This is a genomic window from Citricoccus alkalitolerans (assembly GCF_039528175.1).
GTDB lineage: Bacteria > Actinomycetota > Actinomycetes > Actinomycetales > Micrococcaceae > Citricoccus > Citricoccus alkalitolerans.
On the sequence record NZ_BAAALH010000003.1, the window covers coordinates 1 to 10,308 of the forward strand.

At 62.1% G+C, this 10,308-nt stretch carries 13 protein-coding genes; 5 read left to right on the top strand and 8 right to left on the bottom strand.

The genetic code is table 11. The features are described 5' to 3' along the window. Positions 1 to 175 (top strand): helix-turn-helix domain-containing protein (locus ABD134_RS14950; RefSeq protein WP_344231160.1); only part of this gene is annotated, 175 nt, incomplete at its 5' end. Between the two features lie 172 nt (positions 176 to 347). Here the strand turns inward: ABD134_RS14950 and ABD134_RS14955 are convergent. From ABD134_RS14955 to ABD134_RS14985, 7 genes are all read right to left on the bottom strand, one after another. Beyond that, entirely contained in the window at positions 348 to 1,451 is a 1,104-nt protein-coding gene (locus ABD134_RS14955; RefSeq protein ID WP_344230970.1) for a DUF3644 domain-containing protein, read from the bottom strand. Positions 1,452 to 2,104: 653 nt separating this feature from the next. Then, positions 2,105 to 2,584 (bottom strand): hypothetical protein, encoded by a 480-nt coding sequence (locus ABD134_RS14960; protein ID WP_344230972.1) that lies wholly within the window; start codon positions 2,582 to 2,584, stop codon positions 2,105 to 2,107. 9 nt (positions 2,585 to 2,593) lie between these two features. After that, entirely contained in the window at positions 2,594 to 3,169 is a 576-nt protein-coding gene (locus ABD134_RS14965; protein WP_344230974.1) for a hypothetical protein, read from the bottom strand. Between the two features lie 5 nt (positions 3,170 to 3,174). Then, positions 3,175 to 4,266 carry a DUF4192 family protein gene (locus ABD134_RS14970; RefSeq protein WP_344230976.1) on the bottom strand — a complete coding sequence of 364 codons (1,092 nt, stop codon included), beginning with the start codon at positions 4,264 to 4,266 and terminating at the stop codon, positions 3,175 to 3,177. A 3-nt stretch (positions 4,267 to 4,269) separates the two neighbouring features. After that, complete coding sequence (locus ABD134_RS14975; protein ID WP_344230978.1) at positions 4,270 to 4,392, bottom strand: hypothetical protein; 123 nt, start codon at positions 4,390 to 4,392, stop codon at positions 4,270 to 4,272. Between the two features lie 26 nt (positions 4,393 to 4,418). Continuing rightward, a complete protein-coding gene (locus tag ABD134_RS14980) occupies positions 4,419 to 4,727 on the bottom strand; it encodes a hypothetical protein (protein WP_344230980.1) in 309 nt (102 codons plus the stop codon). Between the two features lie 5 nt (positions 4,728 to 4,732). Continuing rightward, a complete protein-coding gene (locus ABD134_RS14985; RefSeq protein ID WP_344230982.1) occupies positions 4,733 to 5,041 on the bottom strand; it encodes a hypothetical protein in 309 nt (102 codons plus the stop codon). Between the two features lie 423 nt (positions 5,042 to 5,464). Between ABD134_RS14985 and ABD134_RS14990 the strand changes: the two genes are divergently transcribed. Genes ABD134_RS14990 through ABD134_RS15005 form a run of 4 tightly spaced genes read left to right on the top strand, consistent with a single transcriptional unit; the run spans position 5,465 to position 8,597 of the window. Continuing rightward, entirely contained in the window at positions 5,465 to 5,848 is a 384-nt protein-coding gene (locus ABD134_RS14990) for a MobC family plasmid mobilization relaxosome protein (RefSeq protein WP_344230984.1), read from the top strand. Next, entirely contained in the window at positions 5,845 to 7,278 is a 1,434-nt protein-coding gene (locus ABD134_RS14995; protein ID WP_344230986.1) for a relaxase/mobilization nuclease domain-containing protein, read from the top strand. Before ABD134_RS14990 ends, ABD134_RS14995 begins: the two co-directional genes overlap by 4 nt. Before the next feature lie 9 nt (positions 7,279 to 7,287). Continuing rightward, on the top strand, positions 7,288 to 8,208 hold the full coding sequence (locus ABD134_RS15000; protein ID WP_344230988.1) for a hypothetical protein: 921 nt from the start codon (positions 7,288 to 7,290) through the stop codon (positions 8,206 to 8,208). Next, positions 8,205 to 8,597, top strand: a complete 393-nt coding sequence (locus ABD134_RS15005; RefSeq protein ID WP_344230989.1) for a DUF4913 domain-containing protein — start codon at positions 8,205 to 8,207, stop codon at positions 8,595 to 8,597. Before ABD134_RS15000 ends, ABD134_RS15005 begins: the two co-directional genes overlap by 4 nt. Before the next feature lie 150 nt (positions 8,598 to 8,747). Here ABD134_RS15005 and ABD134_RS15010 read toward each other — a convergent pair whose 3' ends face one another. Next, positions 8,748 to 9,647: a hypothetical protein gene (locus tag ABD134_RS15010; protein ID WP_344230991.1), complete on the bottom strand. Its 900-nt coding sequence runs from the start codon at positions 9,645 to 9,647 to the stop codon at positions 8,748 to 8,750. Between the last annotated feature and the right edge of the window lie 661 nt (positions 9,648 to 10,308).

Consider the following 10,308-nt stretch of genomic DNA (forward strand, 5'->3'; position numbering starts at 1 on the left):
CCGCGGCCGCAGGGGCGGCCGGCCGGCAGTCACCCCAGAGACCGAGAGGGTCCGCCAGGCTGGACAATACCGGCATGCGGGACTCACCCCGCCGGAGATCGCCAAGCTGCTCGGGGTCAGCCGGGCCACCGTATACCGCTACCTGGCCTTGCCGGCCAATGAGCCCAGCGGGTAAGTCCATCTAGTGGCAGCCGTTGCCCCTCCTGTCCCTTGGGAACAGGACCGCTGGGCAAGAGCGAGGCCCGCGCGAACCAGTATCGAACAATCGAAGCTAAGGAGCCGCCGGCGCTACCCGTAAGTCAACTGGCCTGAGCGCCTGCACTTCAGAACACGACAAGTGGTGGTAGTCAGTTTTTTTGCTTCGATAAGGGATGTGGCTTCTTTTGAGGCGGAGAGCCGGGTTTCTCCGGAGCTCTTCCCAAAGCCGCTTCGTGCCTAACGGGATCTCGGAGTTCCTGGATCAGCGCGGCAACGTAGGCCTGCGTGTAGACGTGGTTGTGGTGCGCCTTGCTGTAGATGCACCGTGAGCCGTCGGCGTACTCGGCCGATGGCCCCTGGCCCTTCTTTGGTCCGACTCCGTCCCTGTGGCGCATCCTCGTGAAGTCGTTGGTTGAAAACCTGAACTTAGTCTGTTCTTCAATCGCGGCAGCTGCATTTCCCGGCAACATCTCGTTGGCAAAGCCACTAGCTTTGAGCTTTTCAATGATCAGGACTTTGCCCTGTCGGCCCTCGGCGTGCTTCTCTTCAAGTTCCTCCGGGGAGAGGTCCTTGGCGTTGATGAATTTGAACGCCAGGTCCGCTTCGGACTTCGGTCCGACGATCGGTTGGAGCTGGATTCTGTATTCGTAGCGCGGGTCGTCACGCACGTTGTCCGGAAGACGTGTTTCAAACTCCGTGATGTAAGTCTGCGCCTCCAGGGGTAGCCCCTTCCGGAGCACCCGTTGAGTTTCCATCCCTTCCGGCGATAGGGACTGCACAAAGACTGGAAAGCGGAGTTCCTCCGCGAGTGTCTCTTCCGCCCCAAACAATCGCGTTAGCTCAGCCTCGAAGTTGATGACGTATGCATGGGCGAGGGCCGCCGTGGCGAGCACTAGGCTCCGGTCGTACCTATGCTCCACGGAGTTGCGAAAGTTGATGAAGAACTCGACGTTGATCCGGATGGGATCCTGGGGCGCGTAAACCGCGTCCAGACAGGTTTGGAGGTCCCAGGACTGCTTTTGTCCGTACTTGTCTCGCTTGTACAGGCGGCTGCCCTTCTTCATGCGGAAGTAGATGTTCGTCTTCTGCTTAATCAGGTGAGCGTGCATGAGGTTCTGCCACGCCAAATGCATATGGACTACGAAATCTGCCAAACTCTGGCGCTCACCGGACCTGTTGTAGAAGTCGACGGCCACACACGCCTGCCGCCGGGCCTCCCGCATCGTGTGCCACCAGTTATGTCGCGGTGCCATGGGGTCCCCCTCTTTCCTAGAGCGGCCCCATTGGAGCCCCCATTTGTCGTTCTCGCTGGTCAGCGGCCACAGGAGGCGCATTCTCGTCACCGGTGAACGACTCTGACGGGCCCGTTGCGGTCGGTTCTATCGCGAGCATTGACATCCATACGTGACGGCACGCCGGCCGTCACTCTTTTCATTCGAGGACTGCCAGCTTTCAATCTGGTCACAATACCTGCGAAGGCGCGATGGCCTCTCGGCAGCAAGACCATCACTGTGGGCATAGGTCGCCGTGCGGAGCGCCAACTCATTTTGGGCTGCTACCGACGCGCACGTCCGTGAAGAGCCATTACCCGGTGGATCTTCGTGCACCATTCTCCTGTCTCGCAACCGACAGTGAATACACGATTTTCATCTCACGGTTAGAACACATAGATGCAAGGCACCGCTTGGGTGGGCGCTCCCCGGAGAACTGGGCTCGGCCGGAAGTCTAAGAATGCGCCGTCTGAGACGTCTTGCAACCCATGGGATGCAAGACGCCAGCAGTGCGTCGAAGGAGGCCAGGTGGTTTCGCTACTCACGTCCATAGTTGGTACAGCGGGTAGAAATGCTGCTTTCGTCACGGAGCAAGAGTCGTAGTTGCGGAAGGCCAGGGCGCGACCAAGTACGAGTCAATTCAGTTCTGAGCGGGCTACTTGAAGCAGGGTTCGAAGTTGTTCCTCAGCGAGGTCGCATGCATCTACGAATTCTGCCTGGAGATCTCGCTTCATCTGGTGCCACATCTTCTTCTCCGGTACGCGGTCCAGTATGTCGCGAACTCGCTCGATAGCCGAGGACCAATTGGAGTGAGCGCTTTGAAATGCATCGCTTGTATAGAGGTCGAGAAGCATCCAGGCATCGTAGGACTCCGTGTCTACATCCGGTGGCATCGCATGGCGCACGAAAATCGTATCGGCGCCGCAGACGAATTCAGTGGTCCGGATTGCTTGAAGTAGGAGTCGTTCATACGCCGCCTGCCGTCTGCTCTGCGTGCGATCTTCGGCCAGTTGTCGACTCGTATGTTTGCGTTCCTGCCGTTGAACCCAGATGGTCGCCCCGATGCCAGCAAGGCCCACTATGGCAGTGGCAACTGCGCTTATTCCTTCCCACATGGGAATCATTCAAGCAGTAAGCGGTTGCCATGCGATCTCTCTGCGAACTGCTTCTCCCAGGATGTTTGACGCCGACTCGTAGCCGTCGTGAAACTCTCCGAACTTTGTCATCACATGTCGTTCAAGGTTCTCTCCTGAAAGGCCCTCCAAATCGCTTGGAGATGTTGAAAGCCTTCTTGACAATAGGACGCATCTGTCTACGGCATCACGGACGTTCGCATCGAGGATTCTGCTCTGCAGCCGACGAACTTCGACAAGATTGGCATAGCTGTCATCACTCAAGGTGCCAGGGAGATGGGTGTACTCGCCTTGACGGGCTTGCATGTGGTCGAAGTGCATTATTTGACTAGTGAAACGGGCCATCGCTTGTACTGCGTCCTGTAGGGCGAGGAGTGTTTCGCGTTGCAGTGCATGTCGCTGGTCATCAAGTCGCGCTGCACGTTCAGAATTTCGGAGCTGTAGCTCGCGATGCATGGTGCGCGCATCTCGACGGTTCTCGTTGCGCCCTGCGAGCACGTACCCGCCGAGGGACGCGAGTAGGGTCGCGGCCGCAATCACAATCTGGCTTACGAGAGAAGTGTCCATGTGTCTCACCGATCCAAGCTGGTGCCAGGATGCTGCCCGGGTTGGTAACCAGTCCGAGGTGTTGGCCTAGTGGGCGCCCGGGTGTCGGGATTGGATAGCAGTGGAGAGTGGCCCATGACGTGGCTGCGGTAGTGCTGTCGATCGGCCATGGTGAGTCGCTGTCGTAGTTCATTGCGGTCGATGGAATCGATCAGTGGTTGTGGGTCGAGGCCGAAGGAAGCGGCTTGGTTGGCCATGCGGCCGAGGGAGCCGGTGGTGTGGCGGGTGATGGTTTGGATGGCGACGGTGCTGCCGCGGGTGATGTATTGACCGGCGCCGGCGAGGTCGGCCATGTCGGGTCGACGTGCGTCATCGCAGCGCCGGAAGGCGTCGACGAGGCGATCGGCTTTGATGCTGTCGCCGACGACGTCGGCCAGGAGGGTGTCGCGGATGTGGACGCTGGTGGCAACGGCATGGGCGATGACGGCGACTTGCTCGTCGGTCAGGCCGGTCTTGGATTCGGCTCCTTCGGTGAGTGCGCGGGCGGCCCATTCGTATTGGGCGGTGGGGGCCATGGTGGCGAAGCGTTGGGCGGTGTCCGGATGCAGGAGCGCTTGTTGGTCTTCGGGGACGGGTTCGTAGTGCTGGGCGAGGTCTTCGCGGGTGGCGGCCGGTTGGGCGCCGGTGATCATGGAGTACTCGGTGCCGGCCGTGTCCTCCAGGTCGGCTTCGGGGCTCCAGCCGCGATCGGGGGAGAAGACTCGGAGGCGGTCGTTGTCCACGGCCCAGGCTTGGGTCTGTGTCTCGGTCTGCTGGGTGAAGGCGTCCTGGAACAGGAGGGCGCGTTCGGGGCCCTCTGGTCCGTAGCCAATGGCCAGGTAGGAGTTGGCCCGGTCTCCGAAGGCGCGGGTGATGTGGTTGGTGACTTCGGCGGTGTGGGCGGGGCCTTCGCCGAGTTCGGCGGCCCAGGTGTGGACGGCGGCGCCGATGTAGTCGGGTCCGTGGAAGCCGAGGATGGCGACCTGGTTGTTGTCTGGTTGGTAGCCGACCATGTGGGGCACGGCTCCGGCCAGATCGGTGGGGCTGGTGATGCGCATGGAGGGCGTGTCGTCGGCCATGGTTCAGTCCTGCGACTCGAAGACGACGGTCACCGGTTCCCGATGCAGATGCATGTCCACGACGACGGCTGAATCGGGTGCCCTGGCGATCAGGTCGGATAGCTTTTCGGAGATGGTGGATTCCATGGTGTTCCCCCCTGTGGGTGATGGCGTCAGTCGGTGGACTGGTGCTGGTCGGTTGAACGGTCTGCGGCCGCGGTGTTGGCGTTGGTGCCGGCCGTGTCCTTGGTGGTGGTGCGGCGGCGTTTGGCCGGGCGGAGCTTGTCCAACTCGGTCCTGGTCCAGCCCTTGCGTTCGGCGTCTTTGAAGGCTTTGCGCTCGGCTGCTTGCGCGTCCTTGAGGGCCTGCTCAGCGTTCACTCGGGCTTGGACGGCGGCGGCGATGTCTTGGACGGCGGTGAGGCGTTGGTCGTTGAGTTTGCGGGCCTGGTCGATGAAGGATTCGGTGATGTTCTCGGTCATGCTTTTCACCTTAGGTCGGGTGCGGGTTTCTCGCTGAGGTGGTGCAGGTAGTTGTGGACATCTTCTCGTCGGTAGCGGCGGATGGTGGCTCCGATCTCGATGGCTGGCAGTGCGTGGTCACAGGTGATCTGGAGAACCTCGTGGGTTTCGGTGTCGAGGAGGTGGGCGACTTCCTCGAGGGTGAGTAGCTCGGGGTAGCCCTGGAGGTGTTCGGCGGCTCGGTGGGTCCGTGCGTAGGTGAGGACCTGGTCGCCGGCGTCGTCGCCGAGGAAGTCTTCGAGGGCGGTCTGGAAACCGCAGGTGGTGGAATCCATGGAGAACTCTCCTGTCGCTTTGCTCTGGCTGCCGTTCCTTTCGGCGAAGACCGAAATACTCGGGCCGTCAGGTTCGGTCCAGCACGGGAGGGCCGGACGTGGAATACCGGAGGGAGCGAGGCACGAGCGAGTGAGGATATGCCGCGAAAGCCGGCCCGGATGCTTGACCGGTTCTGACGGACCAGTACCCTCCACGGCCGAATGGAACGCTCCGTTCCCGTCGAGAGACGGCGGGCGGCAGCCCGCATCGACGCCCGCGGCAGCGGGACCGGCGGAGCCGGAGCAAGCTATATGGTTAGGTGCCCTAATCGGCCTGCGCCCTTGCGCTGGCGCGCCGGTCGGTGGGACACTCGTGGGTGAGCGGCGTTGCACTGGGCTGGAGGTCCACATCAGCGTTTAGGTCAAGGAGACGGGGTGGGTGCGGTGGCGGAGCGTAAGCGTCAGGCCAACGTGACCGGTGGCCGTCCGGCGCGCCGGGTGGTGAAGCTCTCTGCCTCTGAGGATGCGGCTCTTTCGCTGGCCGCCGTGGAGCAGGGCGTGTCCGTGCCCCGGTTGCTGAAGGAATCCGCCCTGGCGGTCTCGGCCGGTGAAACGGCGACGGATCGTCGCCGGGTGTTGACCGCGTTGAACGTGATGACCGGGCAGCTGGCCCGGGTGGGGAACAACCTGAATCAGATCGCCCGTGGGCTGAACACCGACGGAGAGCTGCACGGGGATGTGCGCGGGGCGTTGGATGAATTGCGCGGGGTGCTGCGTGACGTTGATGTCACGATCGAGGCCCTGGCGTTGGATCGGGGCACGCCATGATGCCGAACGTGGTCCGCGGCGGGCAGATGATCGGGCTGATGAGCTACCTCGTTGGACCCGGCCGGTCCAACGAGCACACCACCCCAATGGTGGTCTCCGGCGACGACCGGGTACTGATCGAGTTTCAGTCCGGACAGGAGCTCTCCGTCGAGGACGGACAACGTATCGGTGCGATCCTGGACGGCCCTCGGCGCACGCATGGCACCGACGTGAAGGCCCCTGTCTACGCGTGGGACGAAGCGTCCCAGCGGAAGGTCAAGGTCGCCGAGAAGGACGGCCATGTCTGGCACTGCTCCTTATCCCTAGCCAAAGGCGATCGTGAGGTGTCCAAAGCCGAGTGGGGAACCCTTGCCAGCCAGTTCGTGGAGCGTATGGGGTTCATCGATCCGGATGGGGCGCAGTCTTCCCGCTGGGTGGCCGTGCACCACGGGACGTCGAAGGCCGGCAACGACCACATCCACATCGCCGTGCAGTTGGTCCGCGAGGACGGCACCAAGGCGAACATTCATAATGACTACCGACGCGCGCAGAAGGTCTGCGGGGAGCTGGAGAAGGAACACGGGCTGGCGGTGCTGGAGTCCCGTCAGGTGGCCCGCGGGTTGTCTGGGGACAAACCCGCCGAGATTGCTCGCGCGTCCGCCGAGGGATACCCCCAGGCTCCTCGTCCGGAGCTTCGCCGGCGGATGCGCACCGCGCTGGCCACGGTCGCCACTCCGTCCCAGTACATCGAGCGGTTGAGTGAGTTGAACGTGCGGGTGGCACCCTCATTTGCCAAGGACTCCACCACCCAGATCCGCGGGTACAAGGTGGCCCTCGGCGAGGCCCAGGAAGCGGTCTGGTACTCGCCGTCGAAACTGGATGCCACCCTGGGCTGGCCCAACGTGCTGCGCCGCTTCGACGGCGCCGGAAAGGGGCCGGCCGAGACGCTGCTGGCCTCGATGCACAACAGCCCCAAGCGGGACTGGTCCTCGGTGCAGGTGGCGGCCTTCGACCCGGCACGAGTGGAGCGGCTGCTCAGCGGCAAGACCGGCACCGGGCCCGATGACCTGTCCACGATCTACGCCCGCTTGTCCATGCACATCGAGCGAGGCAAGCCGGGTGCGTTCTCCCAGCTCTCGGAGCAGTACGCCCGTGCCGCCCAAGGGCGGGGCAACGTGAGGCACGCAGTGCGCCTGGGAGCTCGATTTGCGACCAAGGACAGCACCCGTGGGTGGCTTGCGGTGCTGGCCCAGGCCAACCGGCTCTCCCGGGCGATGACCACGCAATCCTTGGCCACGCACCGTCCCCAGTTAGCGAGCCGCACCGCCGCGCTGATGCGCACCGTGGACGTCATCACGGCCCAGTACACCCCTGCACCCAGCCAGACCCGTGCCAGGATGGGCGGCCAACAGTTCACCCGGCCCCGACCGGATACCGGAATGGATCGATAGGAGAGGGACATGGCAGAGAACGAGGAAGAATCCGAGATGGCCGCGCAGTTCGGCAACATGCTGCGCGTGGCGATGGGATCCGGAATGCAGCTCCGTGACGCCCAGGCCCGCCGAGAACAGATGCAAGCCGCCGAGCGGACCGCCCAGGCGGACCAACAGACCCGGGCCGAGTCCACGGTCGCCGCGATGGTGAATCGGGAGATGTACAACCCAGAGTTCTGGCGTACCGCCGGATCCGAATCCATCGCCGACCGCGTCACCGTGGCCGCGCACCTCTCCGGTTCCCACCCAGAGGCTCGCGGGGCATGGATGCACGCCGCCGACGTCCTGCGCAACGACTACGGGATCAACCTGGAGCTGATGAACAAGGACCACCCCACGTCCTTGGTCGACCGGCACGCGGCCCTACGTGATGCGTTGGACGACTACTTCGCCCGACAGCGTTTAGACGCAGAGGCCGACCAGGCACTTGCCCCCACGGCCACACCGGACCAGGAGACCGACCGAGATGAGCAGCCGGGTACCGACTCTCAGCTGGATGCCAGCACACAGCCCAGCGAGGCCGATCAGGCCGCCAGTCAGGAGGCAGCGAAACCTGCCGACGCCAAGGCTGTGGACGAGGACGCCCACCTAGCCCTGTCAGACCGGTACGGAGCCGAAGCACGACAGGACCAGGTACGTGCACAGGCTGAGGAACAGACCGGGGGGCGGCTGTCGAATCAATACCAGCGAGTCACGGACGCCCAGCTGGCCCAAATCGAGCGCCACGCCAACACCCCCGAACTGGCGACCGTGCGATCCCAGCAAGCCGACTTCTTCCCCCGCTCGACCGCTGAACGCATCGCAACCAACCCGTCCAAGACCAGCAAGCGACCCGTCTCCAATGCCGCCTCTGCCGGCCGCAGCCAAGAGACCGGAGTGAACCGATGACCGTGGACTTCGGCAGCACCGACGATCAAGCCACCGAGACTCCCGAGACGGCCGAGGAAGAGCGGCCCCTGTGCTTTCCCAACGCCGGAGCCTGGGTCGAGGGCTGGCTGCTGCCTCACTACCGGCGCAACCTCACCACCCGTCGTTGGGACCCCCAGTGGTGGAGGTATGAGGAAGTCGGCACCGTCCTAGAAGCACTCTGGGAGTCCTGGGAGCAAGTGCGGTGGGGCGACGCCATGGCCTCCGCCGCCTGGTTCCGGGACTACCTCTGGCCCATCATGGATCGGATAACCGACCCTGACGGTCCTTTCTGGGACTACGACCCGCCCCGGTCCACCGACGTCCCTGCACAGTGGGAGGTCGCCCCCACGCCCCCAGGATGGTTTTAAAAGCAGGCTCGTCGTGAGCAAACGGGCAATAAAGGGGTCTTCGAGTACCTGATAGACAATTTGATATGGCGGACGACGGAGTGCATTCGGACGAGGCAGAGAAGTATCGGTTGTAAATCGGCGGAGTTGGACTACCTAAGCGACAGTAGTTTAGTCGTTTCCGTACTCTTGTTCTTCAAGTTTATAGGCGAATTCAGAATCCTCGACTTCAAACCATGGATCAAGCTCGGTGGCTTCTATGAGTTCGTAGCTATCCAGTTCGAACTGACAGGCAGGGCAGAAGAGGTGGTCAGCGATGACGTCGCCCAGGGCGGTCCCGTGAAATTCGCTGGTTTGCTCATCGAGGGGAAGCCAGAAACCATCCTCGATGCGGATGTTCTCAACTTGTTCACCCTCGAGCATTGCCTGACCTCCGCAAGCGGGACAGGTAGTCGGGCCGCTGTACTGCAAGTCCCACCGCTTTTGATCGAACGTCTTCCAAGACTTAAGCGTGCGGGTTGAGATTTCCCCACTTCGTTCTTGTTGGTGGCGCACTCTCGCTCTATTTAGTAGAGACTCCACTCGCTCTTCGATGTACTTCTTGTTTTTCTCCAACTGTTCCTCGACGCCTCTAACTCGGCTGGTGCCGACTAAGTCCTCGAGAGTGCGGTCCTGGGCTGATACGAGGATGCTGGCGAGGCTCCAATACTCGGGCCACCAAAGGCGAGGAGGAATCGCTGTACCCATCCCTCCAGAATGGAGGTATTCGTTCCGGTTTCGAGCGATTCGTTGCGCCTTGTAGTTGTCGAAAGGACCGAATGCCCGAGAACAGCGCATAAATACGGTCTTAGCCCCGACGGTCAAGAACGTGCCCTCTGACTCAACTAGGCCTACTGACGCCAACAGGTGCTTCCCCTCAGAGTTCGGCTCAGCGATAAGAACGGGCGAGACCTTGGCCAGTGCAGCCTTGCCGAGAAGTTCCAATGCCAAGCTCGCCCACAAGGTCCTCTCGTCGAAGGGTCGCTCAAAGGAATCGTCCATCGCTCGGTTAAGAAAGAGCTTGGCTTTCAACCAGAGGGCCTGATGGTCGTATGCCGGTATCACGTGTCACTCGTACGGTATGAGAGGCGGTCCAGCCGTCGCTCGTCGTCTCCCGCGGACACAGCTGCTCTTCCGTGGAGTACTTGTCGATTATCAATTAGGAGCACGAGCTGCGGCGCGGACCATTCGAAAGCATGTGCGTTATCGCTCGCGCAACTGAGGTAGTCATAGGCGCGCTTTGCTCGGCTATCGGACGGCTGCATGATCGTTGGATCGAACCTTAGGGATCCCCGTTCCGTCTCGTCATCCCAAGCGGTGGCAAGAAATTGACCCTTGCCGGTGTCAACGACGAAGATCCCGTGGGCAAGATCCTCCCAGGGGGCTAAGGGCGGCCTTGCGGATGTGGCTTGCGGAAGGTTCCACAACAGGGTGGGCGTGATGGCTGGCTCTGAGCTGGTCAGAATGACGACGTCTGGTGGATCCAAAAGATGAGACCCATCCACGTGGAGAGGCTGGGAGCCGAGCCCATGTACCGCACTTAGCGATCGTTGATGGGCTTCGGACTTTTCTTTTGGCCGCAGCACTGAGTGACCGTTTTCACCTGAACGGCCCGCTACCGTTTTCCACTCAAGTGAAAGGCACTGGTTCTGGACTTCCGCCAGGCTTCCCTGTCCAGAGGCCCAGCCGTGCT

Excerpts from the sequence above, each read along its gene's own strand:
- ABD134_RS14970 (WP_344230976.1), bottom strand. The coding sequence starts at position 4,266 with ATGGCCGACGACACGCCCTCCATGCGCATCACCAGCCCCACCGATCTG.
- ABD134_RS14995 (WP_344230986.1), top strand. The coding sequence starts at position 5,845 with ATGATGCCGAACGTGGTCCGCGGCGGGCAGATGATCGGGCTGATGAGC.
- ABD134_RS14985 (WP_344230982.1), bottom strand. The coding sequence starts at position 5,041 with ATGGATTCCACCACCTGCGGTTTCCAGACCGCCCTCGAAGACTTCCTC.
- ABD134_RS14980 (WP_344230980.1), bottom strand. The coding sequence starts at position 4,727 with ATGACCGAGAACATCACCGAATCCTTCATCGACCAGGCCCGCAAACTC.
- ABD134_RS15000 (WP_344230988.1), top strand. The coding sequence starts at position 7,288 with ATGGCAGAGAACGAGGAAGAATCCGAGATGGCCGCGCAGTTCGGCAAC.
- ABD134_RS14960 (WP_344230972.1), bottom strand. The coding sequence starts at position 2,584 with ATGTGGGAAGGAATAAGCGCAGTTGCCACTGCCATAGTGGGCCTTGCT.
- ABD134_RS14965 (WP_344230974.1), bottom strand. The coding sequence starts at position 3,169 with ATGGACACTTCTCTCGTAAGCCAGATTGTGATTGCGGCCGCGACCCTA.
- ABD134_RS14955 (WP_344230970.1), bottom strand. The coding sequence starts at position 1,451 with ATGGCACCGCGACATAACTGGTGGCACACGATGCGGGAGGCCCGGCGG.
- ABD134_RS14975 (WP_344230978.1), bottom strand. The coding sequence starts at position 4,392 with ATGGAATCCACCATCTCCGAAAAGCTATCCGACCTGATCGCCAGGGCA.
- ABD134_RS15005 (WP_344230989.1), top strand. The coding sequence starts at position 8,205 with ATGACCGTGGACTTCGGCAGCACCGACGATCAAGCCACCGAGACTCCC.